15 protein-coding genes are annotated in these 24681 nt (G+C 60.8%); 12 read left to right on the top strand and 3 right to left on the bottom strand.

The genetic code is table 11. The features are described from left to right. Positions 1-81: 81 nt before the first annotated feature. Both sucD and sucC read right to left on the bottom strand, forming a co-directional pair. Positions 82-957 carry a succinate--CoA ligase subunit alpha gene (sucD, locus tag QQJ86_RS10325; RefSeq protein ID WP_188794427.1) on the bottom strand — a complete coding sequence of 292 codons (876 nt, stop codon included), beginning with the start codon at positions 955-957 and terminating at the stop codon, positions 82-84. A 13-nt stretch (positions 958-970) separates the two neighbouring features. Continuing rightward, entirely contained in the window at positions 971-2137 is a 1167-nt protein-coding gene (gene sucC, locus QQJ86_RS10320) for an ADP-forming succinate--CoA ligase subunit beta (RefSeq protein ID WP_284320854.1), read from the bottom strand. A gap of 660 nt (positions 2138-2797) precedes the next feature. Here sucC and QQJ86_RS10315 point away from each other — a divergent pair. From QQJ86_RS10315 to QQJ86_RS10305, 3 genes are all read left to right on the top strand, one after another. Next, positions 2798-4417, top strand: coding sequence for a sensor histidine kinase (locus tag QQJ86_RS10315; protein ID WP_284320853.1), 1620 nt, complete (start codon positions 2798-2800; stop codon positions 4415-4417). Between the two features lie 105 nt (positions 4418-4522). After that, on the top strand, positions 4523-4801 hold the full coding sequence (locus QQJ86_RS10310; protein WP_284320852.1) for a type II toxin-antitoxin system RelE/ParE family toxin: 279 nt from the start codon (positions 4523-4525) through the stop codon (positions 4799-4801). 44 nt (positions 4802-4845) lie between these two features. Beyond that, positions 4846-5145, top strand: a complete 300-nt coding sequence (locus tag QQJ86_RS10305) for a HigA family addiction module antitoxin (RefSeq protein WP_284320851.1) — start codon at positions 4846-4848, stop codon at positions 5143-5145. A gap of 14 nt (positions 5146-5159) precedes the next feature. Here QQJ86_RS10305 and QQJ86_RS10300 read toward each other — a convergent pair whose 3' ends face one another. Continuing rightward, on the bottom strand, positions 5160-6122 hold the full coding sequence (locus QQJ86_RS10300; protein ID WP_284321006.1) for a LacI family DNA-binding transcriptional regulator: 963 nt from the start codon (positions 6120-6122) through the stop codon (positions 5160-5162). A 299-nt stretch (positions 6123-6421) separates the two neighbouring features. Here QQJ86_RS10300 and pgmB point away from each other — a divergent pair, with 299 nt between their 5' ends. The 9 genes from pgmB to QQJ86_RS10255 all read left to right on the top strand — a co-directional run bounded on the left by pgmB (position 6422) and on the right by QQJ86_RS10255 (position 24453). Further along, entirely contained in the window at positions 6422-9439 is a 3018-nt protein-coding gene (gene pgmB, locus QQJ86_RS10295) for a beta-phosphoglucomutase (RefSeq protein WP_284320850.1), read from the top strand. 66 nt (positions 9440-9505) lie between these two features. Further along, complete coding sequence (locus QQJ86_RS10290) at positions 9506-12055, top strand: TonB-dependent receptor (RefSeq protein ID WP_284320849.1); 2550 nt, start codon at positions 9506-9508, stop codon at positions 12053-12055. Positions 12056-12302: 247 nt separating this feature from the next. Beyond that, positions 12303-13565, top strand: coding sequence for an MFS transporter (locus QQJ86_RS10285; RefSeq protein ID WP_284320848.1), 1263 nt, complete (start codon positions 12303-12305; stop codon positions 13563-13565). A gap of 44 nt (positions 13566-13609) precedes the next feature. Then, positions 13610-15856, top strand: a complete 2247-nt coding sequence (locus QQJ86_RS10280) for a glycosyl hydrolase family 95 catalytic domain-containing protein (RefSeq protein ID WP_284320847.1) — start codon at positions 13610-13612, stop codon at positions 15854-15856. A gap of 11 nt (positions 15857-15867) precedes the next feature. Further along, positions 15868-17682, top strand: a complete 1815-nt coding sequence (locus QQJ86_RS10275; RefSeq protein ID WP_284320846.1) for a putative 2OG-Fe(II) oxygenase — start codon at positions 15868-15870, stop codon at positions 17680-17682. After that, positions 17679-19937 carry a glycoside hydrolase family 65 protein gene (locus QQJ86_RS10270; RefSeq protein ID WP_284320845.1) on the top strand — a complete coding sequence of 753 codons (2259 nt, stop codon included), beginning with the start codon at positions 17679-17681 and terminating at the stop codon, positions 19935-19937. The genes QQJ86_RS10275 and QQJ86_RS10270 overlap by 4 nt, the downstream gene beginning before the upstream one ends. 52 nt (positions 19938-19989) lie before the next feature. Beyond that, positions 19990-21714, top strand: a complete 1725-nt coding sequence (locus QQJ86_RS10265; protein WP_284320844.1) for a trehalase family glycosidase — start codon at positions 19990-19992, stop codon at positions 21712-21714. 152 nt (positions 21715-21866) lie between these two features. Beyond that, complete coding sequence (locus QQJ86_RS10260) at positions 21867-22928, top strand: alpha/beta hydrolase (RefSeq protein ID WP_284320843.1); 1062 nt, start codon at positions 21867-21869, stop codon at positions 22926-22928. An 82-nt stretch (positions 22929-23010) separates the two neighbouring features. Next, positions 23011-24453, top strand: a complete 1443-nt coding sequence (locus QQJ86_RS10255) for a sigma-54-dependent transcriptional regulator (RefSeq protein WP_284320842.1) — start codon at positions 23011-23013, stop codon at positions 24451-24453. Positions 24454-24681: the final 228 nt, after the last annotated feature.

Below are 24681 nucleotides of genomic sequence, written 5' to 3'. Positions count from 1 at the left end.
TGGATGAGCTGGGGGACAAGAGCAAGCATGAAAAAAGGGCCGCGTTTCCGCGGCCCTTTTTGATCACTGCAACACGGCGGATTACTTCTTCAGCAAACCAGCCAGCGTTTTGCCAAGATCGGCCGGCGACTTCACCGTAGTAACGCCCGCCTTCTCCAGCGCGGCGAACTTGGCAGCTGCCGTGCCCTTGCCGCCGGAGATGATCGCACCGGCATGGCCCATGCGCTTGCCGGCCGGAGCCGACGCACCTGCAATGAACGACACCACCGGCTTCTTGACGTATTCGCCAATGAATTCAGCCGCTTCTTCCTCGGCGCTGCCACCGATTTCGCCGACCATGATGATGCCCTCGGTCTGCGGATCGTCCTGGAACAGCTTCAGGCAGTCGATGAAGTTCAGGCCGTTGATCGGGTCGCCACCGATACCGATACAGGTGGACTGGCCCAGGCCTTCGTTGGTGGTCTGGAACACAGCTTCATAGGTCAGCGTGCCGGAGCGCGACACGATGCCGACCTTGCCCGCCATGTGAATGTGACCCGGCATGATGCCGATCTTGCATTCGTCCGGGGTGATGATACCGGGGCAATTCGGTCCGATCAGCACGGTTTCCGGATGCTGCGCCAGCACGTTCTTGACGCGCAACATGTCGAGCACCGGGATGCCTTCGGTGATCGTGACGATCACGCGCACGCCGGCATCAATGGCTTCGAGGATGGAGTCCGCAGCGAACGGCGGCGGCACGAAGATGACCGACGCATCGGCGCCGGTTTCGTCGACCGCTTCGGCCACGCTGTTGAAAACCGGCAGACCGATGTGCTCGGTGCCGCCCTTACCCGGGGTCACGCCGCCGACCACCTTGGTGCCGTAGTCGATCGCCTGTTCGGCGTGGAAGGTACCCTGCTGGCCGGTGAAGCCCTGCACGATCACCTTGGTGTTCTTATTGACGAGAACGCTCATGCTCGTTTGCTCCTCACTTCGACTTCGCGGCGGCCACGGCTTTCTTCGCCGCGTCGTTGAGATCGTCGGCCGACGTAATGGCCAGACCGGAGTTGGCCAGCAGTTCGCGGCCCTTCTCCACGTTGGTGCCCTGCAGACGCACCACCACCGGAATCTTCAGACCCACTTCCTTCACCGCGGCGATGATGCCGTCGGCGATCAGGTCGCAGCGAACGATGCCGCCGAAAATGTTGACCAGGATGGCCTTCACCTTGTCGGAGGAGAGAATCAGCTTGAACGCCTCGGTGACGCGCTCCTTGGTGGCGCCGCCGCCGACGTCGAGGAAGTTGGCCGGCTCGCCGCCCGCCAGCTTGATCACGTCCATGGTGGCCATGGCCAAGCCTGCGCCGTTGACCATGCAGCCGATGTTGCCGTCCATGGTCACGTAGTTGAGGTTGTGCTGCACGGCGGCCGCTTCGGCCGCATCTTCCTGCGTGAGGTCGCGCATCTTGGCCAGGTCCGCGTGACGGAACTCGGCGTTGTCGTCGGAATTGACCTTGCCGTCGAGGGCGGCGAGGTTGCCGTCTTCGAGAATCGCGAGCGGGTTGAGCTCGACCAGCGACAGGTCCTTCTCGTTGAACAGCTTGTACAAGCCCAGCATGATCTTGGTGAGCTGCGTGACCTGCTTGGGATTCAGATCCATCGCAAAGCCGAGCTGACGGCACTGGTACGGCTGCAGGCCTTCGATGAAGTCCACCACGATGGTGTGGATGTCATCCGGCGTTTCCTTGGCCACCTGCTCGATATCCACGCCACCGTGCTTGGAAGCGATGAAGGTCACGGCCTTGCTGTCGCGGTCGACCAGGATCGACAGGTACAGTTCCTTGGCGATGTTGGTGGCATCGGTCACCAGCACCAGGTTCACCGGCAGCGCACGGCCGGCGGACTGATAGGTTTCCATGCTCTTGCCCAGCATGCCCTTGGCGGCGGCATGCACGTCATCCAGGCTTTTGCAGAACTTGACGCCGCCGGCCTTGCCGCGGCCGCCTGCGTGGATCTGAGCCTTGACCATCCATTGCGAACCGCCCAGGTGCTTGGCGGCGTCGACGGCGGCGTCGGGGGAATTGGCGACTTTGCCCGGCGGCACGGCAATGCCGTACTGCGCGAACAGCTCTTTGGCCTGGTACTCGTGGAAATTCATTCGATACCTCGAGTGAATGGGGAAGGATCGAGCCTGCGCGGTAGCCACAGCACAGGCTTGGGAGAACGGACGGCGGTGTTACGCACTACCGGCGTGTGCAGTGCGCCGTGGCCATGCGGGGGATGCTCTGATCGATTTTTCGTAGACGTCACCGTTGCTGTCCGTCTGCAGGCCACAGGACCATCGGTGAAGGCAGACTGCCTGTCTGTCGAGACGATGGGCCGAAGGCATGCGGACGGACAGCAACGGCCCAACATATCGAGATTAAACCGATGGGGTGATGTCCAGAAGGCCCGCAGGCTGCGCCGCGCAGCTTGGCAAGACAACCTGTCTTCCCGGCGCCGCGCAACACACCCTGCGGGCCTTCTGGACATCATGACGTTTACGAAAAATCGATCAGAGCATCCCTCACATGGGGAAAACCGCGCAATACGGCCCGGTATTTTCGCGGAAGCGGGTAGGGATGGAAAGGGGCGGGCCAACAGATTTACTTCCGCTCCCCTCTGAGGAGAAGATTGAGGTTAAGGGGCAATCTTGCGAAAGTGGTGCATCGGAGTTCGCTTCGATGTTGTTCTACCGAAAGATTGTCCCCTCACCCGGACCCTCTCCCCAGGGAGAGAGGGGAGGCAGTTACCACTTCTCCTCGTGAGTGTGCAGACCGTGTCCAGCCGCGCGATCGTTGATTCGCCCAACAGCACGACCACCCGCCACGAGCTGCTGTTTCTGAATTATTTCAGGCTAGCCCAGGCGCTGGTGTACGTCGGGCTGGCCTTCACCCCCACCGGCATGGGCTGGCCCCATCTGGACAACAGTGACCTGGCGCGCCTGGTGGCCGCTGGCTACCTGCTGTTCGCCCTGGCGGTGGTATCGATCACCCACCTCACCAAGTCACTGGGCTGGCTGGGCATCCTGGGCACCCTGCTGGTGGACATCGTTGCGGCGGTGCTGGCGATCGCCGCGATGAACGAGGCGCGCATCGGCATCGCGATGATGCTGGCCGTGAACCTTGCCGCGGGCGCGTTGCTGCTTCCATTGCGGCTGGCGCTGTTCCTTGCCGCGCTTGCCACCCTTGGGGTGCTCGGACGCATCGTGTTCTCCCTGCCCCACACGCCCTCGGTCGACGACCGCGACTTCCTGGAGTCGGGCCTGTTCGGCATGGCCTACTTCGCGATCGTCGTCTTATGTAACGTGCTGGGTCGTCAGCTGCGCGCCAGCGAGGCACTGGCCGAACAGCGCAGCATCGATTTGGTCAACCTGGCTCAGGTCAACGAGCTGATCATCCGCCGCATGAAAACAGGCGTGATGCTGGTGGACGACGCCAACCGCATCCATCAGATCAACGAATCGGCGTGGATGCTGTTGGGCAATCCTTCCTCCGACCAGCGCGATCTGGGCCGTGTAGCACCGGAGTTGTCGCGCCGTCTGTATCACTGGATCACCTCGGGCAAGCTGGACGAAACCGCCACTCAGCTCGCCGACGGTATGCCAGAAGTGGTGCCGCGCTTCAGCCGACTCGCGCCGAACGATGATTCGCTCGTGCTGATCTTCCTGGACGACACCTCGCTGGTGTCGCGTCGCGCCGAAGAACTCACACTCGGCTCGCTGGGCCGGCTTTCCGCTTCGATCGCGCACGAGATCCGCAATCCGCTTGCAGCCATCCGCTACTCCGCGCAGCTATTGGCCGAATCGCACGAGATGAGCGCCACCGACCTGCGCATGGTCGAGATCATCAACAATCACTGCAGCCGCCTCAACGACATCATCGAAAACATCTTGCAGTTGTCGCGACGCGAACGCTCACGCCCTGAAACGCTGAGCCTGGGCGACTGGGCGCACGGCTTCGTGGATGAATACAAGCAGGGCAACGACATCGGCAACGACTCATTGCGTGTGATCGACAACAGCGCACAGCCGGTCATCGCGGTAGCCGACTCGCAGCAGCTGCATCAAGTGGTGTGGAATCTGGTGCAGAACGCATTGCGCTACGGCCGCATGCCTGGCGAACCCGCGCGCGTGCTGGTAGTGGTACGACACGGCGAACATGGCGTACCGATTCTGGAAGTAATCGATCGCGGCCCCGGCATTGCGCCGAAAGTAGCAGCGCAAATCTTCGAGCCGTTCTACACCACGCACGAATACGGCACCGGTCTTGGACTTTATCTCGCGCGACAGATGGCAGAAGCGAATCAGGCGGCTCTGGAGTATGTGCGCGTAGCAGGCGGTGGAAGCTGCTTCAGATTGGTATTGACGCCCCCCGTGCGGATCGAGCCGGCCGTCTAGCGTGGTTCGCTTACCCAAATAATTGAACTTATCTGCCCCATCTGTGGGCTCTTTTCGTAGATCGAGAGCGCCGCCCTATATCGGTTATCGATATATGATAAGGTCATGATTAGGACGTTCGCCGATAAAGACACGGAAGCCCTTGCCAACGGTGAGCGGGTTCGCAAATGGGTCAACATTGAAGGCGTTGCCCGTCGCAAATTGGCGCAGCTGCGGGCGGCGGCAACGCTCGACTTCCTACGCGTTCCACCAGGTAATCGCCTTGAAGCTCTCAAAGGTGACCGCGCCGGGCAATACAGCATACGCATTAACGACCAATACCGCGTCTGCTTTATTTGGAAGGATGGCAACGCTTACAACGCAGAGATCTGTGACTATCACTGACCTCTAAGGATTGGCCTACGGCCATTGAGAATGAGAGAAAGACCATGACCGCCAAGAAGCTACTGCCGCCGGTTCATCCCGGCGAGATTCTGCGCGAGGAATACATGAAGCCGCTGGGGCTATCCGCAAATGCACTCGCACGCGCAATTGGTGTCACCCCGGCGCGTGTAAACGAAATTGCAAACGAACGTCGTGGCATCACCGCAGATACAGCGCTCCGTCTTGCGCGTTATTTCAGAACCGATGCGCAAAGCTGGATTAATCTGCAAGTGAACTATGAGCTGGAATGTGCGCGCCGCGAACTGGGCGACGAGCTGAAGCAGATTCATCCGCACGCGGCGTAACGCAATAAAGCGGCTCAGGTAGAACGCACCACCAACGTTGTCGCCATCATTTGCGACTGCACCGGATGCCCATGAATCGCCGCCAGCACTTTGCGTGCGAGCAGCACGCCGCCTTCCTGCCAGTTCTGGCGCACCGAACTCAAGGGCGGGAGAAAAGTGGCGCCTAAGGGCGTGTCGTCATAGCCGATCACGGAGACGTCGTTCGGCACCGACTGCCCGAGTTCGACCAGCGCACGAATCGCGCCCATCGCCAGCAAGTCGCTGCACGCAAAGATGGCATCGAAGCGCACCTTGCGTGCCGCCAGCGAACGCACCGCGTCCACGCCCGATTCCAGCGTGAAATCCGCACGTCGCAGCAATAGCGGCTTGATGCCATGGCGGGCCAGTTCATCGACGAAGCCGAACAGGCGTTGCGCCATTTCGGGATGATCGGGGTTGCCGATGAACACCGGATGGCGCCGGCCGATGGAAAGAAAGCGCTCAGCCGCGATGATGCCGCCCTGGTGATTGTCGCTGCCGACGACGACATGGTTGTCCCCGCCCTCGCCGGCCGCGCCCCACACCACCATGGGCAAACCGAGCTTGTCGTAGAGACGCACCGCATCCTGGCGCGCGCCCTGCCCCAACAGAATCAGCCCATCCGCGGCCTGTACCGCCGCATTGGATGCGCCTTGCCTGGTGGTCAGCAGCACGCTGTAGCCGGCCGAAGTGAGTTCCTGCGAAATGCCGCCGAGCAGTGATAACGGGTACGGGTCCCACATGGTGCGTTCGGACGACGGCTTCATTTCCACAATGACCGCCACCGTATGGCTGCGGCGCAGACGCAGGTTGCGGGCGCTGACGTTTAACTTGTAGCCATGCTTGCGCGCCAGGGCCTGTACCCGTTCACGGGTCTCGGTATTGACCAACGGGCTTTCGCTCAACGCCCGCGACACGGTGATCTTGGACACCCCCGCCAGCTCGGCCAAGTCCGCCATGGTGAGGCTGGGACGTTGCGCAAGAGGTTGTTTCTTCTTGGCCTGCGTCAAGCGGCGACTCCCTGGTAGTGCATGGATGCAGTAATCGATGCGGCTCGACAAGTGTGCCCGAGGACTCTGAGTTCCTCCAATGCAGGCTCTTGCTGACCACATTTTCGCCACGTTGACGGGCGCATCATGGTGCAACGCAGCGATGATATCGATATCTTGATATCGATATCATCGCCCTTTATGCTCGCCCACCACAGGCCCCAGAGGCCAACGAGACGACCAATCGGAAGATGCCAAGGGGAGAATGCGTGCACAGCCACGATGCGCAAGCCGTCGCCATGGAACCGGCTTACCAGGCATCCCCCGATCCCTGGCGGGTCGTTCATGCACAGCGTCCAAAGGGATTCGAACAGGCCAAGTTCGAAAGCCTGTTTGCGCTCGCCAACGGCACGCTAGGCGTGCGCGGCGCCCTGGAAGAAGATCGCAGCCCCACCCAGGGCACGTTTCTTACCGGTGTGTGGGAACGCACGCCAATCGAATATCACGAACGCTTCCCCGGCTTTGCCCGTAGCACCGACACACGCATCCCGGTACCGGATGGCGTACGCATCGGCTTGCGCTTGGGCGACGCACCGGTCTACTTGCGCGAAGGTGAATGGCTGGCGTTCGAGCAAGCGTTGGACCTGCGAACCGGCTGCCTGGAAAGAACGCTGCGCTGGCGCTCCCCCTCAGGCGTCACCTTGCAGATCGATGCGGAACGCATCGTTCCCCTGCATGCGCCGAACCTGCTCTGCATCCGTTACCGGGTCACCTCGATCGACTACACCGGCCCGATCACGCTGGAGTCAGCGCTGGTCGCCGATATCAGCGCCGCCGACCAAGGCGATGACCCGCGCATCGGCGCGCGCATCCAGGGTGGTCTGACTATCACTGCAAGTGATGCGGACCGAACGCTTGCCTCGATCTGCCAGCGCACCCAGAGCAGCCACATCCGTCTTGCCAGCGGGCAACGCCATCGCCTGACACAACCGAACCTGGCTTTCGCCCGTGCCATCGTGGACGACAGCGAAGGCGTGCAGCAGCACTACGTGGCGGAACTGCAACCTGGCGAAAGCGTGTTGCTGGAGAAATTCGTCGCCTACGCCTGCAGCCGCCCCGAAAGCGGCGACACCGAAGCCTCCCTGCTCGACACCGTAGCCACTACGTTGGAACGCGCGCTGACAGTGGATTTCGATACCCATCGCGCGGATCAGGCAAGCGCTTGGGCCGTGTTCTGGAACGCAGCGGATGTGGAAGTCCATGGCGACAACCCAGTCGAACAAGCACTGCGTTTCAACCTGTTTCATCTGCTGCAATCCACACCGCGTGATGGCAGCGGCAGCGCGGCAGCGAAAGGGCTCACCGGCGAAGGCTACGAAGGCCATTATTTCTGGGATGCCGAAGCCTTCATCCTGCCCGTGTTCGCCTTCACGTCGCCCGCGCACGCACGCAGCATGCTTGAGTACCGCGTCAACACGCTCGACCGCGCACGCAACCACGCACGCGAAATGAATCATCCCGCCGGTGCACTCTATGCGTGGCGCACGATCAGCGGCGATGAGTGTTCGGCGTACTTCCCTTCCGGCTCGGCGCAATACCACATCAATGCAGCGATCGCGTTTGCGATTCGCCTCTACGTCGAATCCAGCGGCGATATCGATTTCCTGGTGCGCGGTGGCGCCGAAGTGCTGTTCGAAACCGCACGCCTGTGGCATCACGTGGGCAGCTATAACCCGCGCCGCGGCGGAGCATTCTGCATCTGCCAGGTAACCGGCCCAGACGAATACACCGCACTGGTCGACAACAACTACTACACCAACCACATGGCGCAACAGCATCTGCGCTATGCCGCATCGGTAGCCTTGCAACTGGGACGCGAACGGCCGCAGGATTACGCCCGTATCGCAACCACGCTCGAGCTATCCGACAGGGAGATCGCTGCATGGCTGGCCGCAGCCGATGCAATGTATCTGCCGGTCGATCCGGAACTCGGCATCTTTCCGCAGGACGATGACTTCCTCAACAAACCGCGCTTGCCGATTGCACGCCCCAGCGAGCACGGCCATCGTCCGCTTTTGCTGCAGTTGCATCCACTGACGATCTATCGTCATCAGGTATGCAAGCAAGCGGATGTATTGCAGGCCTTCGTGCTGGCGGGCAACGGTATCGACAAGGAAAGCAAGCGACGCAACTTCGATTACTACGAAGGCGTCACCGTGCACGATTCCACGTTGTCGGCATCCACCTTCAGCATCGTTGCGTCGGACGTGGGGTATACGCAGAAGGCATACGCCTATTTTCTCGATACGTTGCGCGTGGATATCGACAATCTACACGGCAACACCTCGCACGGCGTGCACATGGCAGCCATGGCCGGCAGCTGGTTGTCACTGGCCTGGGGTTTTGGTGGCATGCGTGTGGTCGATGGCCGCCCCGCATTCGCACCCACGCTGCCCGCAGCATGGAACAGCTACCGTTTCGGCGTGCGCTGGCGCGATCACCACATACGCGTGACGGTGAAGAAAGATCGCGTGGAATACGCGCTTACTGAAGGCGCACAACTGGACATCCTCCACCACGGCGACACCGTGGCGTTGCATGCCGGCCACACGGTGAACCTGCCGCTGCACACACCTGCACGCCCGCTGATAAAAGGCGTGGTCTTCGATCTCGATGGCGTTATCGCCGATACGGCCGTGGTGCATCACGCTGCGTGGAAGCGCCTTGCGGCAGAGATTGGCATTGCCTTCGACGATTCCGTCGGCGAACGGCTCAAAGGCGTCGATCGCCGCGGCTCGCTGGATATCTTGCTCGAGCGGTCGCCACGCGCTTATTCCGAGGACGAAAAAGAAGCCCTGGCCTCGCGCAAGAACGACTACTACCGGCAGCAGATCGAAAGCTTCGGTCCGCACAACTTGTTGCCTGGCGCACACCATGCCATCGAATCGGTGCGTCGCGCCGGCTTGAAAACCGCGCTGGCGTCGGCCAGCCGGAATGCACCGCTTTTGCTCGAAAGACTCGGTATCGCCGACTTGTTCGACTACGTGGTGGACGCCAACCACATCAGTCGCGCCAAGCCCGATCCCGAGATTTTCCTGGCCGCCGCGCGCGGCCTCGGCTTGGAGCCGAGCGAATGTATCGGCGTGGAAGACGCCGCGGCAGGGATCGCCAGCATTCATGCTGCGGGAATGAAAGCAGTAGGTATTGGCCAGACACCTGCACTGGCTGAGGCGGATCTGCTGCTGCCGAACGTCGCCGCGTTCGACATCAGCTTGTTCACAACATAAGCAGCGGCTAACAGACGCGGTCATGCCGCGCCATCACACATACGAATTAGTTGGGGAGAACGTTCGATGAAGACCAAGCCACTCACACGCGTAGCGTTATCGGCAGCTATCACGACCACGCTTATGTCTGGTGCTGTGTATGCGCAAGATAACGGCCAGACCCAAAATACAACGACGGCGCCTACAGCCGCTCCCGTCAAGGCAAGTCCCGGCGCCCAGCAGGCTGCCAACGCCAAGAATGCGCAAACCCTGCAACAAGTGGTGGTGACCGGCACGGCAACATTCGGCGGTATCAAAAAGATCGATGCCAGCTATTCGATCACCTCGATGAGCTCAGAGCAGATCAAAGAAGCCAACCCCAAGAGCGTGGCCGACCTGCTGAAAGCCTCGCCCGGCGTGTATCCGGAATCGTCCGGCGGCCAGACCGGCGCGAACATCGAAGTGGCCGGCTTCCCGGGTGGCGGCGACGCGCCGTATTACACGGGCCAGATCAACGGCACGCCGCTGTATCCGATGTCGAACCTGTCGTTCATGGAACACTCCACCATGTTCCGTCTCGATGACACCATCGACCGCGTCGAAATCGTGCAAGGTGGTCCGTCGGTGTTGTATGGCAACGGCCAGCCGGGTGTGACCTCGAACTTCATCCTGCGCGAAGGCACTGACACGCCTTCCGGCGACATCGGCGTTACCTTCGGTTCGGAAGGCCTGTACCGCCTCGATGGCTTCCTCGGCGGCAAGGTCGCCAACGGCTGGTACGCCAGCATCGGCGGGTTCTGGCGTCGCTCGGACGGCGTGCGCAATCCGCAGTTCCCGGCCGATAACGGTGGCCAGCTCACCGCCACGCTGACGCGCGACTGGGACAACGGGTCGCTGATGTTCTATGCGCGCGCGCTGAAGGATCACAACCAGTTCGTGACCGATACGCCGATCCTCAACGCGAGCAAGGGCAACTTCTCCAACTATCCGGGTTTCGATGCACTCACCGGCACATTCGGCAGCACGGCTGACCAGCGTGAATTCATCGAAACCACGCCCTGTTTCACCCCCGGCTGCAAGCCAGGCGGTCAGGACGTGAACCTTGCCAAGGGCCGCGGCGCGGATCTGCGCATGTTCGGCGCGAACTTCGACTGGGATTTCGGCAACGGCTGGTCGATCTCGGACAAGCTGGGCTTCACCGCCGGCGAGCTGAATACCGTCTCGTTCTTCAGCACGGGAGCGAATCCCACTTCGTTGGCGTCCTATATCGCCGGCCAAGAAACAGCCAACAACCTTCCGGCTGGTCTTGTCGCCACAGCCACCTATACGAATGGCCAGGCGGCGGACATGAACCAGAACGTCACCCAGCAGGGCCTGTGGTCTGTGCGCAAAAACCTCGAATCGTTCAGCAACGAATTCCACGTCAGCGATGAATTGTTCGAAGGCAATACCCTGACGCTGGGCAACTTCACCGCCGTCTATCAGGACCATGACACCTGGTACCTCGGCAACAACATGCTGTTGCAGGCCATCAGCAATCCGAATCCGATCGTGGTGTCGCTTACCAACGGCGTGAACACCTGGGATCTGACCGATCCACAAGGTTTTGTCAGCGCCGTTTCTGCAGCAGCCATCAAAGAGCGCTGGCACGGCTTCAATACCGCGTTCTTCGCGACGGATACCTGGAAGATCGGCAACTGGCTGATCGATGGCGGTATGCGTGTGGAGCGCCAGACGTCGAACGGTGCGATCGCCAACACCGCCAAGGGCGACCTGGATGACAACCCGTACACGCTCTACAACAACAACTCCATCTACTTCGCGCCAGGCAATCAGTACATCAATTACGAGAAGACGGAGAAGTCCTGGACGCTGGGCGCCAACTACGAGTTCAACCCGAACATGAGCGCCTACGTCCGCGCGAACCTGGGCGTGCACTTCCCGGACTTCGACGATCTGCGCGGCATGCCCACCACGCCGGTGCAGAAGGTGAGGAACTACGAAATCGGCTTCAAGTATCAGGCCGACTGGATCTATGCCGACGTCAGCGCGTATCGCCGCCTGTTCTACAACGTGCCGTACACCATCACCACCGATACCGGCCAAAACACCTACGTGTACGGCGCACAGGCCAAGGGCGTGAACTTCATCACGACGGTGAAACCGTTCGAGCATGCCGCCGTCACCTTTTCCGGTGACTACATGAACGGCCACTACTATCGCTACGTCGGCTGCCTCGCCTATACGACGCAGAGCGGGGCCAACGCATGCAGCAGCATCAACGGCATGCAGTTGCAGCGCCAGCCGAAGTTCCAGTTCCGCCTGACACCCTCGTACACCTTCCCCACCGCGTGGGGTAGCGTGAAAGCCTGGATCACCTACGAGTACGTCGGTAACCGCTACGGCGACCTGATCCAGCAGCAGCCGCTGGGCAACTACTACGACCTGGCCTTCGGCGTGCTGGCCAACGTCGGACCGCACTGGGTGTTGAGCGTGCAAGGCACCAACCTGACCAATCAGATCGGCATCACCGAAGGCAATGCGCGCCTGTTCGGCTTTGCCAGCTCGGGTGGCGTGATTTTGGCCCGTTCGATCGAAGGCCGCGAGGTGAACGGGCAGATCAAGTACAACTTCTGATCGTCCTGCTTTGCTCCCTCTCCCGTGCTGGGAGAGGGAGATTTCTTTAGAAGCATTAGCCGCCCTCCCCTCCTTTGGGCACCCATGGCCGGCCTTGTGTCCGGCCATGGACTTTCCCCGCATAACACGTTGTAGAGTTCGCCGTTAGCAACCGTTGCGCGGCCGGTCTTTCACCCGGCACAGCTTCGGCGGTTACGGCCGGTGGAGGGTTTGTTTCGCCATGCAATTCGTCACCAGGCAGGTCGCCATGAACCGATTCCGCATGATCGCCGCGCTCGCCTTGATCTACATGGTCTTCGCGATTCTGCTCAACAGCGTGGGCACGGTCATCTTGCAGTCGATCTACACCTTCGGCGTCGACAAGCCGCAAGCGAGCCTGCTGGAGCTGTTCAAGGATCTGCCGATTGCGATCACTTCCTTCCTGGTTGCGTCCTTTCTTCCCCTGCTTGGTTATCGGCGCGCGATGATGATCGCGCTGGGCATCGTTGCCTGCGCCTGTGTGCTGATGCCGTTGTATCCGAGCTTCCGCACCACGGAACTGTTGTTCACCTGTGTGGGCGTGTCGTTCGCGTTGACCAAGGTGGCGGTGTATTCCTCCATTGGCCTGTTGGCCAACGATCGCAGCGAGCACGGCCGGCTTACCAATACGATCGAAGGATTGTTCATGGTCGGCGTGCTGTTCGCCGGGTGGCTATTCAGCGCCTTCATCGATGGCGCAAAACCGACCAGTCCGTCGTGGCTCAATGTGTATTGGGTGCTGGCCGTGATCTGCGTGCTGGTGATCCTGTTGCTTGCCACGTCGCGCCTGGACGAATCGGCGGCGCGCACCGAGGAAACCAAATCGATGCGCGGCTCGCTGCTGGAAATGCTGCATCTGTTCCTGCGTCCGCTGGTTTACGTGTTTCTCACCTCAGCTTTTCTATACGTATTGATCGAGCAGAGCTTCAGCACCTGGCTGCCGACCTTCAACAACGAAATTCTCAAGCTGCCGAATGCGATGAGCATCCAGCTCGCGACCATCCTTGCCGGCGCCTCGGCAGTGGGCCGCATCATTGCCGGCCAGCTGCTGCGCCGCATGCGCTGGTATGCGCTGCTCAACATCTGCGTGCTCGGCATGGGTCTGCTGGTGATGCTCACGCTGCCGCTGGCCCAGGGCGTGGTGGAACGGGCGGATGTCGGTTGGATGAATGCACCCGCGGCTGCCTACCTGATTCCGCTGATCGGCGTGTTGATGGCGCCGATCTATCCGGTGATCAACTCGGTGGCGCTGAGCTCGCTGCCCAAGCCGTCGCATGCGGCGATGACCGGCCTGATCGTGATCTTCTCCGCACTCGGCGGCACGCTTGGTTCACGCATCACGGCCATCGTGTTCTCGCGCTTCGATGGCATCCACGCGTTCTATTTCTCTCTGGTGCCGATGCTGTTGATCCTGGTCACGCTGTTCTTCTTCAAGCGCGAGACCGATCGTGCAGGCACAGCGACGGCAACCATCACACTAGCCGCCAAGTAACACCATCCAGGTCGAAACACGCAACGCTTTACGCTGGAGTTTTCATGAGCTTTCGCCGCCTTGGGCTGTCTGGTTTGTTTCTCGCGGCGTTTGCCGCCGTCTCCAACGCGTACGGCGCGACGGACCCGAGCTTTCAGCTCACCGCTTCATCCGACAACTTTGGCAACTATTTTCCCAGCTATCTCGCCAACGGCTATTTCTCGACCATGACCTCGCCGCGCGGCACTGAGCCCGCGCGCGCATACATGGTCGCGTTCATGGACTACGACAAACGCGATGCCTCCCGTCCTGCCGCCATTCCCGGTTGGAGCGAGATCGACTACAACCCGGGTGGCGGCTGGATCAATTCAACGCGCCTGGACAAGAAGATCTTCGCGGACTACTCGCAAACGCTCGACATGCACGATGGCACGCTCACCACGCGCTATCGCTTCGATTACGCCAACAAATCCACCGACGTAAAGGTCACCACCTTCGTCAGTCAGGCAGATAATCATCTTGCCGCGACGCAGTTCTCCATCACACCGCACTTCGACGGCAGCATCGAGCTCACCTTCCCGATCCGCCTTTGGTCCGAATATCAGCCGCGCCTTCCGATCGGCAGCATGACCGGCGACCAGATGATCGCTGCGGTGATCGCCAGCGGACAGAATCTCGACAGCAAACCCGTACCGACGCCTGACCGCGCCGCCGTGTGGTATCCCGGCTATACCGAAGTGTTGTCCAGCGACGGCGATACCAAAACGTTGACACTTTGGTTGAACGGCCGCGCAAAGGAAGGCCTGAGCATGGCGGAAGCCGCGGCCATCGATCTGCCAAAGGCGCTGGACATCCAGAGCATCAAGCTCGACAAGACGTCGAACCTGCTGTCGCTGCACGTCACGGCCAAAGTGAAGCAAGGAGCCACGTACACGTTCACCAAGTACCTCGCTGCATCACGCCAGGATTGGGGCGGTGATGCGAAAGCCGACGTGGAACTCGCCAAGCAAGCGCGCACGACAGGTTTCGATACGCTGCTGGCAAACCACCAGGCCGCATGGCATGGGCTGTGGAAGTCGGACATCGTCGTGGATGGCGATCCGGCCGTGCAGAAAGCGGTGCACTCCGATCTCTACTACCTGCTGTCCAACAGCACCGTAGGCACCGCGTGGCCGATGGGTGCCTGTGCATTGACGCCGAACTATGCCGGCCACGCCTTCTGGGATAGCGACTCATGGGTCTTCCCTGCGCTGCTGTTGCTGCATCCGGAACGCGCCAAGCCGATCGTGATGTTCCGTCACCGCACCATGCAACCTGCGCGCGAACGCGCCATCCAGTACGGTGCGAAAGGCACGATGTATCCATGGGAATCCGATCCGCAGACCGGCGTGGACAACACCCCGCATTTCGCCTACGGCGTGTATCGCGAGATTCACGTCAATGCCGATATCGCCATCGCGCAATGGCAGTACTACCTCGCCAGCGGCGACAAGGATTGGTTGAAGCAATACGGATGGCCGGTGATCCGCGAAATCGCACAGTTCTGGGCCAGTCGCGTCACTTACAACAAGGCGGCGGATCGCTACGAGATCATGCACGTCACGTCTCCGGACGAAGCGTACGACGACGTGCCGAACGACTCCTTCACCAACGCCGCCGCACGCAAGGCACTCAACATTGCCGTCGAAGCGGCGAAGACCGTCGGCGAGCCAGTTGATCCGCAGTGGACACAGATCGCCGCCAAGATGTACATCCCGTTCCTCGACAAGGAACAGCGTCATCTGGATTTCGACGAGTCGGTCCCGCACGACAAGATCACCTGGATGGGCTCGTCACTCGCGTGGCTGATGTATCCCAATCTCGACCTGCCGATGTCGGACGCCGTACGCCGCAACGACTTCGACTTCCAGTTGCATGAGCTGAAAGTACACGGCGACGATCCGAACGAGATGATGATGGTGATGCTCGCCGTCGGCGCTTCAGAACTCGGCGATGCGAAGACCGCCGGGGACTGGATCGAACGCAACCTGGTCGGTTTCCTGAAACCGCCCTTCAACGTTCGCACCGAAACGGTGGCGAACAACGCCGGCTACATTCTCGCCACGTCATCGGGTTTTCTGCAGAGTATGATTTATGGCCTGACCGGCTTGCGCATCGATGACAACGGCCTCGATGCAGCCTATGCACCCGCGTTGCCGCCGAATTGGACGTCGTTGACGCTTCGGCGCGTGAGCTTCCGCGGCAGGCAGTACGACATAACGATCAAGCGCAACGCGGCAGGCAAGGCGGAGTTGGTTCGCACGGCACTGTAACGACGATGTCCATGCCCCCGCCCTCACTCCTTGAAGCCATGCAGCAGGTCGGCAAGCTGTTGCAGGGCGGGGACTTTCACGGTGCGCGTGATCGACTGCAATCCATTGTCGAAGAGCACCCTGACTATGCGGAAGCCTTGCGCCTGCTGGGCGGTATTCGGCAAGCACAGGGGGACATCGAAGGCGCGGAGGCGCTGTTGCGCAAAGCCATGGCCGCCGATCCTGGCTGGGCGCCAACGTGGGCCTCGCTCGGCGAGTTGCTACTGAACAGCGGACGCCAGGACGAAGCGGTGCCGTTGCTGCAACGTGTAGCTCAGCGTCTACCGCACGCCGCGCTGCTGCTTGCGCGCCACTACAACGATCAGCAGCGCCCGACCGATGCGCTGACCATCGTTGCCCCCTTGTGCGGTTCCACACAGGCACCGGCCGAGCTGATCGCGCAACATGTTGCAGCGCTTGCGGCGCTCGGACGTCAGGATGAAGCCGTTGGCTTTTATCGCCGACGAGCAGAAGCGCTGCCTGACGATCCTGCTGCGGCCCATGCACTGGCGATGGCCTTGGCGGCGGCGTCCAAACACACCGAGGCCGAACGCGCCGCCGATAACGCGCTTGCACGTGGGCACCGGACGGCAGCCGTCTATTTCACCCATGCAAGCAGCCTGATCGCACTCGGCAAATTGGAATCCGCAGAAGCTGCCCTGCGCGACTGCCTGCGGCAGGAACCTCGCCATATCGATGCACACGATCATCTTGCCCGGCTGGTATGGATGCGCACAGGCGATAGCGCGCAGACCACCGCGGTGCTCGATCAAGCCTTACAAAAATTCCAGGGTGACGAAGCGCTGCTCGCCACGAAAGCGGCGATTCTGCAGGGCGCCGGCGATGCACACGGCGCTTACCTGTGCCTGGCGACATCGGCGGCGCATCCACAAGCCACACCCTCCCTACTGGTACGTGCGGGGCTTGCTGCGTTGGAATTCGATCCTGCCACCGCGCTGACATTGGCAGAACGCGCACTGCAACGATCACCTTCCGCTAGCGCACCGCGAAACCTGCTGGCTGCGGCGTTGTTAGGTACCGGCGATGCGCAAAATGCATTGCGTCACTGCGAAGCACTGCTTGCCAACACACCGGACGATCAATACTTGATCGCATTGCAGACCACCGCATGGCGTCTGCTCGGCGATGAGCGCTACGACGCGTTTTGCGACTATCCGGATCTGGTGCGTCCGCAAACCTTGCAGGCGCCACCGCAGTGGCCGGATCTGCCTCATTTCCTTGCTGATGTGAAGCGCAGCCTGGAGCGCCTGCACAATCCGCATGGCCACCCGTTGTTGTTCCAATCGTTGCGCCATGGCACGGAAACCACCGGCGATCTGACGCGTCACCCGGATCTCATCATCCAGGCGCTTTTCGAAGCATTCGACGCACCGATCCGCGCTTACCTCGCGCATATCGGCAGCGGTTCCGATCCGTTACGCCGCCGCAACCGCGGGGCTTATCGCTACAACGGCGGCTGGTCGGTGCGGCTGCGTAGTGCAGGCTTTCACACCAGTCACGTACACCCGCGCGGCTGGATTTCTTCGGCGTTTTACGTAGACCTGCCCGATGACATGGCCCGCGCTTCCACGCCGGACGGATGTCTCGCGTTCGGGCAGCCCAGCATCGTGACCACGCCGCCGTTGCATACCCAGCACGTAGTCCGGCCCGAAGCGGGCAAGTTGGTGCTGTTTCCTTCCTATTTCTGGCACGGCACCGTGCCATTCCACAGCGAGCAGACCCGACTTACGGTGGCCTTCGACGTGGTGCCGGAGGAAACACCATGACACGGCGGCGCATGCTACTCGCCTGCCTCGCGCTGATGGCCAGCAGTGTTTGCGCCGCTACCGATTCCAGTTTTCTGCTGACTGCCACCATGCAGGATCTTGGCACTTATTTTCCCGGCCAACTCGGCAACGGCTACATCTCCACCATGACCGCCCCACGCGGGACTGAAGGCAATCTCGCCTACATGATCGCTTTCATGGATTACGCAAAAGGCGACGTGTCACGCCCCGCGGCCATCCCCGGCTGGACCGGCATCGACTACAGCACCGGCGCATCGCACGCCGGTCAGTTCTGGCTGAATCAGGTCGACGTCGACGCCCATCACTTCAAGGACTACGCGCAGACGCTGGACATGTACAACGGCGTACTGACCACACAGTACAACTACATCGACGGCCACAAAACGACCGTGATCAAGGTGGAGACGTTCGTCAGCCAGGCATCGCCTCATCTTGCTGCGACGCAGTTTTCGATCACGCCGGATTTCGACGGCGAAGTGCAGCTTTCCTTCCAGCTCGATCAATGGGCGCCTCACCAGCCGCGATTCGCATTGGCAAAAATAGACGGCCCGCAGATGCAGGAAGCCGTGTTCGCCAACAACATGACGCTGCGGCCGATACCACCCGCAACACCGGATCGAGCGCCGTTGTGGTACCACGGCGACACGCATGTGCTGACCGCTGATGGCGATACTTCAGCACTCACGCTATGGCTGCGAGGCAAGGCTGAGCAGGGTGCCGGTATGGCGCAAGCCGTGGCGATCGCGCTGCCGAACGATGTCCAAGCCAGCCATGTCGAGCGCTACCGCAGCGACTATCGCCTGGCGCTGAACCTGCGCGTCGAGGTGCGCAAAGGTCGCACCTACACCTTCACCAAATACGTGGCGATGTCACGAGATGGCTGGGGTGGCGCTAATGCGAAGCAGAATCTGGCCCAGGCAACCGCCGCACGCGACAAAGGTTTCGATGCCTTGTTGGCAGAACACGAGAACGCCTGGCATAACTTGTGGCAGTCGGACATTGTGATCAACGGTGATCCCAAAGCGCAGCGGATGGTGCACTCCGATCTCTATTATCTGCTGTCGAACGTCGCACCTGACACGGCGTGGCCGATCGGCGCTTGCGGCATGACACCGGGTTACACAGGACACATTTTCTGGGATAGCGATTCCTGGGTGTTCCCCGCATTGCTCTTGCTGCATTCTGATCGCGCAAAATCTCTGGTGATGTTCCGCGCCCGCACGCTCGATGAGGCCAAGCAGCGCGCCCATGAACGCAATCTGCGCGGCGCGATGTATCCATGGGAAGCCGATCCGGACAATGGAAGCTCGCAAACACCCCATTTCGCCTGGGTGTTGGACGAACGCGAAATCCACGTCAACGCCGATATCGCGATCGCACAATGGCAGTACTTCCTCGCCACGCACGATCGCGACTGGCTGGTCCAACATGGCTGGCCGGTCATTCGTGCCGTGGCCGACTTCTGGGCCAGTCGCGCCACCTACAATCCGATCAAGCAACGCTACGACATCCTGCACGTCACGTCGGTGGACGAGGATTACAACGACGTGCCGAACGACACGTTTACCAATGCGGCCGCACGCAAGGCGCTTGAGATTGCCACGGATGCCGCAGCCGTCGTCGACGACAAGCCTGACCCGCACTGGGCGGAAGTGGCGAAAGGACTCTACCTGCCTTTCTCCAAGCAGGAAGGCCACTACCTGGATTTCGACGAGACCGTACCGCACGACATCGATTCATGGGGCGGCAGCGCACTGCCTCATCTGAGCCTTCCATCGGTGGACTTGTCCATGAGCCAGGATCTGCGCAAGCGCAACTACGACTACGCCATCGCACCCATCAAGCAGTCACACCGCGAAGCCAACAGCATGGGCTATTTGCCGCTTTCCATCACGGCCGCCACTGCCGGCTACGTGAAGGATGCAGACAAATGGTTCCAAAGCTACATCAGTGCTGACGTACTCAAGCCGCCCTTCAACGTGCGCACCGAAACGGCCAGCAACAACACCGGCTATTTCATGACGTCCAGTGGTGGACTGCTGCAGAACATCCTTTACGGCTTTACCGGCTTGCGCATCGAGGATCAAGGGCTGGTGCAGGCCTATCCACCCATGCTGCCTGCACACTGGAAGAGCGTGACGATCAAGCACGTCACGTTTCGCGGCACGTCGATGGACATCACGTTACAGCGAGATGCCCACGGAAACGTAACCCTCACGCGCCATACTCTTTGATTCGCAATACGCCATCAGCTAGCGATCGGTGGCTCTGAAATGGGGATTTCGCATGAACAACGAACTTGGCACTACTCCGCAAAGCCTAAATTCTCCTCACCGTCATTCCGGCGAAGCAAGAATTGGCATTGTAAGAACTGCTTACCTTTCATTGCTTCTAACCACGTTTGTCGCGACCGCCTCCGCCGCACAGCCCGATCCGGCCAAGACCCGCGACTACATCGACAAAGCCTGGAGCACGCTCACGCGTTCCCAGGACGAGTGCAAGTCGTTGCTCGACCCGAAGATACGAACACGCCCCGTGCTCTATGTGCCGGCGCAGTTCACCGCGCCGCAGGATCTACTGCAGGCACAGAAACGCTGCAATATCGATGTACACACGTTACCGCGCACCATCGAGCAACTCGGTGACGTCGACGCGACCAAGCTGCCTGTGCAAGGCCTGCTTTATCTACCGCATCCCTACGTGGTGCCCGGCGGTTTTTTCAATGAGATGTACGGCTGGGACAGCTACTTCATCCTGCTTGGCCTGGTGGCCGACCATCGCACCGAGCTGGCGCGCAGCATGGTCGACAACGCGCTGTTCGAGGTGCAGTACTACGGCGGCGTGTTGAACGCGAACCGCACTTACTACCTCAGCCGTTCACAGCCGCCGTTCCTCACCCGGATGATGGTGTCGGTGCTCAACGATCCGGCAGCTTTCCACAATGCGGACGAGAAGCGAGACTGGCTCGAAAAAGCCTATCCGCTCGCGGTGCGCAATCACGACATCTGGACGCGCCCGGAACATCTTGCCGGCAACACAGGATTGGCGCGCTATTACGATTTCGGCGCAGGCCCGGTGCTGGAGGCACAGACCAGCGAATACTATCGCGGCGTGATCAAGTGGCTGCTCGCCCATCCGACCGAAAATCCTGGTTATCTACTCAAGGCCGGCGAGCATCCGGATGCAGCCGAATCCGATCGCCTGAAGACGGAAAGTTGCGACGTGCAAGCATCCAAGGTGTGCGCCGGCAACTGGCTGGGCGGCTATCGCCTGACCGCCGACTACTACCACGGCGATCGCGCCATGCGCGAATCGGGTTTCGACACCAATTTCCATTACGGCCCGTTTGGTGGCTCCACCCATCACTACGCGGATGTGAGCTTGAACAGCCTGCTCTATCGCTACGAGATGGATCTGCACGACTTTGCCCAGCAATTAGGCAAGACCGCCGATGCGGAACACTGGGCGCAGTCCGCCGCCGCGCGCAAAGAAGCGATGAACAAGTATCTGTGGCGCCCTGAGTTCGGCATGTATCGCGATTACGATGCCGTTGCCGGCAAGCCGTCCGACGCACCTTACCTCAGCACTTTCTATCCGCTATGGGCCAGTGCGGCTTCACCGCAACAGGCGGCCTCCGTGCGCGACAAGCTTTCCATCTTCGAACTGTCCGGCGGTCTTGCCATGGACAACAAGCCCAGCGGTGCGCAGTGGAATGCACCGTTCGGCTGGGCACCCACCAACTGGCTTGCTGTAGCCGGCTTGGATGCCTATGGCTTCCACGACGATGCACACCGCATCGCCGGCAAGTTCAACGCCACGATCGATCGCAGCCTTGCCGCCGATGGCACGATCCGCGAGAAATACAACATGGCCAGCGGCAATGCCGATGTGAAAGTGAGCGCGGGCTACACCGCCAATGTGATCGGCTTCGGCTGGACCAACGGGGTGTATTTGATGATGGATGAAATTTTGAGCGGCACGAAATCGCCAAAATCCGCGAGTACGCCGTAACACGCCCCATAGCCGTCATTCCCGCGAACGCGGGAATCCATTTTTACGGGGTGCATCAGAGCAAGATGGATTCCTGCTTTCGCAGGAATGACGACGGCGAGGGAGACTGTACTTTCATAGCAACCTACATCCATCGCGAGCAGGGAGGAATCATGTACGCACCACGTCTTCTATGCCTTGCAGCCATCGCACTATTCGGTTCGGCAGTTTCTGCGCAAGACACCGCACCAACTATCAAACCCGACGCCACCATCACCTCTCCCGCTGTCAGTATCCCCTACTCCACCTTCGCTTCGCCCGAAGCACGCGCCTTCTTCCCCAAAATGCTCGCCGCGGGTAGCAAGGCACCACCGATCACAGCACCTATCGAACAGAGCCGCGCCTTTTACGATCACCTCAACAGCGATCGCGCCGCGCGCATGCAAAAGATGTATGCGGTGAAGATCCAGAGCGAAACGATCGGCGGCGTAAGGACGGACGTGGTGCTACCGGCGCGGGGCGTCTCCGAAGAAAACGCGCATCGCGTGCTGATCAATTTGCATGGCGGCGCCTTCCTGTGGGGTGCGCATAGCGGCGCGCTGGTGGAGGCGATTCCGGTCGCAAGCATCGGCCGCATCAAGGTGATCACGGTTGATTATCGACAAGGGCCCGAGCACACGTTCCCAGCTGCGAGCGAGGATGTGGAGGCCGTGTATCGCGCCTTGCTCAAGCAGTACAAGCCCAAAGAGATCGGTATCTATGGCTGCTCCGCCGGCGGCATCCTCACTGGCGAATCGGTTGCCCGCCTGATCACCGACAAGGTGCCAGTGCCCGGCGCCATCGGTACCTTGTGCTCTTCGTTGCTGGATATCGACGGCGACTCGGCCTACATAGGCCCCGTGTTGAATGGCCAGGGCGCGCCGGCGCACCGGCTCACGCTGGCCGACCTTCCCTATTTCCATGGCGCGAGCCCCCGCGATCCACTGGTACAGCCCGGCCTTTCGCCCGCGTTGCTGGCCAAATTTCCGCCCACCCTGCTGATCACCGGCACGCGCGACATGGCGATGAGTTCGGTGTTGGCCAGCCAGCAATTGCTCGACAAAGCGGGAGTGCAGACCGAACTGCACGTGTGGGAAGGCATGTGGCACTCGTTCTTCTCCGATCCGGAGCTGCCCGAGTCGCAGGATGCCTATCGTGTGATGGTAAGGTTCTTCCTCAAGCACCTCAGTCATTAGACGTACGCGAACACGCCGCGCTTTGCCACTGGCGGGTGCCGCGAGTATCCTGAACGGAAACTCAACCTTTAGCCGCCGAATCATGAGCCAACAGACAGTCCTGGTTATCGACGACGAACGCGACATCCGGGAGCTGCTGACGATTACGCTCGGCCGCATGGACCTCAAGGTCGATGCAGTCGGCACGGTCGCCGAAGCGCGCCAGGCGTTGTCCGAACGCAGCTACGACTTGTGTTTCACCGACATGCGGCTGCCCGATGGCAGCGGCCAGGAGTTGGTGGAGCTGATCGCGGCCGAGCATGACGAGACGCCGGTGGCGATGATCACCGCTTATGGCAACGTTGACGCCGCCGTCACGGCGCTGAAGGCCGGCGCGTTCGATTTCGTTTCCAAGCCGGTCGATATCCAGATGCTGCGCCGACTGGTCCGCACTGCGCTGAAGCTGGCGGAAGAAAAACGCACCGGCGCTGGTGCCAGCCCTGCTGCAACCGGCTCAAGCGAGCGGTTGATCGGTGACTCCGGCGCCATGCAGCAAGTGCGCAACACCATTGGCAAGCTCGCGCGCAATCAGGCTCCGGTGTACATCGCTGGCGAATCGGGCGTGGGCAAGGAACTGGTCGCACGGCTCATTCACGAACAGGGACCGCGTGCCAGCGGACCATTTGTGCCGGTGAACTGCGGCGCGATTCCTTCCGAGCTGATGGAAAGTGAGTTCTTCGGCCACCGCAAAGGCAGCTTCACCGGCGCGGTTGCGGACAAGGAAGGACTGTTCCAGGCCGCACACGGCGGCACGCTGTTCCTCGATGAAGTGGCCGAGCTGCCGCTGCACATGCAGGTAAAACTGCTGCGCGCGATCCAGGAAAAAGCCGTGCGCCCGATCGGTGCGCGCGAAGAAGTCGCCGTGGACGTGCGCATTCTTTCCGCCACGCACAAGAATCTCGCGGCCTTGGTCGATCAGGGCCAGTTCCGTCAGGACCTGTTCTATCGCATCAACGTGATCGAACTGCGCGTGCCGCCCTTACGCGAACGCCGCGGCGACGTACCGCTGCTGGCCGACTTCGTGCTGCGCCATCTGGCGGTGAAAAGTGGCGGCGGCACGCCAGTGCGCCTGCTTCCCGAAGCGCGCCAGGCGCTGGAGGAGTACGACTTTCCCGGCAATGTGCGCGAACTGGAAAACATTCTCGAGCGCGCGGTGGCGATGTGCGACGGTGATCGCATCGATGCCAGCGATCTGATGCTGCCGCAACGTCCTGCGCGTCATACCGCCGAAGTCGGCGCGGGTGCGCACTCCACCCATCACGCTACCCCGGCGGCCTATGCGCAGAACCAGTCGCCCGCAGCCGTACCCGCCGCGCAGACGCCTTCCAGCGAATTGCCACTGGACGACTACATCAGCAACCTCGAGCGCACCGCGATCATGAAGGCGCTGGAAGAGTCGCGCTACAACAAAACGGCGGCAGCGCGGAAGCTGGGTATTACGTTCCGTGCATTGCGGTACAAGCTGAAGAAGCTTGGGATTGATTGATCCTTTGCCCTGCCTTCCCCTGCGTGCATCTGATTAGCGTCGAGCCTCAGCTGGGGATTTCGTGGATTGAGCCATTGCCTGCGGCGCTTTCGGAGCTTTCGGCCCCTAAAGGGCCCGAGTCACTTTTCTTTGCGGGCCCAAAGAAAAGTAACCCAAAGAAATGACCTGAAGAGCTCACAGCATTGCATGGGTTACAAGCCTGAAGGATGTCGCCTTGCTTTGATCGAC

This window comes from Dyella acidisoli, assembly GCF_030160295.1.
GTDB classification, from domain to species: domain Bacteria; phylum Pseudomonadota; class Gammaproteobacteria; order Xanthomonadales; family Rhodanobacteraceae; genus Dyella_B; species Dyella_B acidisoli.
Note: the sequence above shows the minus strand (reverse complement) of the source record. Positions and strands in the feature narration are given on the sequence as shown.

Bases quoted from the DNA above. Each gene is read 5' to 3' on its own strand.
- sucD (WP_188794427.1), bottom strand. From the start codon at position 957: ATGAGCGTTCTCGTCAATAAGAACACCAAGGTGATCGTGCAGGGCTTC.
- sucC (WP_284320854.1), bottom strand. From the start codon at position 2,137: ATGAATTTCCACGAGTACCAGGCCAAAGAGCTGTTCGCGCAGTACGGC.
- QQJ86_RS10310 (WP_284320852.1), top strand. From the start codon at position 4,523: ATGATTAGGACGTTCGCCGATAAAGACACGGAAGCCCTTGCCAACGGT.
- QQJ86_RS10305 (WP_284320851.1), top strand. From the start codon at position 4,846: ATGACCGCCAAGAAGCTACTGCCGCCGGTTCATCCCGGCGAGATTCTG.
- QQJ86_RS10300 (WP_284321006.1), bottom strand. From the start codon at position 6,122: ATGGCGGACTTGGCCGAGCTGGCGGGGGTGTCCAAGATCACCGTGTCG.
- QQJ86_RS10290 (WP_284320849.1), top strand. From the start codon at position 9,506: ATGAAGACCAAGCCACTCACACGCGTAGCGTTATCGGCAGCTATCACG.
- QQJ86_RS10285 (WP_284320848.1), top strand. From the start codon at position 12,303: ATGAACCGATTCCGCATGATCGCCGCGCTCGCCTTGATCTACATGGTC.
- QQJ86_RS10280 (WP_284320847.1), top strand. From the start codon at position 13,610: ATGAGCTTTCGCCGCCTTGGGCTGTCTGGTTTGTTTCTCGCGGCGTTT.
- QQJ86_RS10275 (WP_284320846.1), top strand. From the start codon at position 15,868: ATGCCCCCGCCCTCACTCCTTGAAGCCATGCAGCAGGTCGGCAAGCTG.
- QQJ86_RS10270 (WP_284320845.1), top strand. From the start codon at position 17,679: ATGACACGGCGGCGCATGCTACTCGCCTGCCTCGCGCTGATGGCCAGC.
- QQJ86_RS10265 (WP_284320844.1), top strand. From the start codon at position 19,990: ATGAACAACGAACTTGGCACTACTCCGCAAAGCCTAAATTCTCCTCAC.
- QQJ86_RS10260 (WP_284320843.1), top strand. From the start codon at position 21,867: ATGTACGCACCACGTCTTCTATGCCTTGCAGCCATCGCACTATTCGGT.
- QQJ86_RS10255 (WP_284320842.1), top strand. From the start codon at position 23,011: ATGAGCCAACAGACAGTCCTGGTTATCGACGACGAACGCGACATCCGG.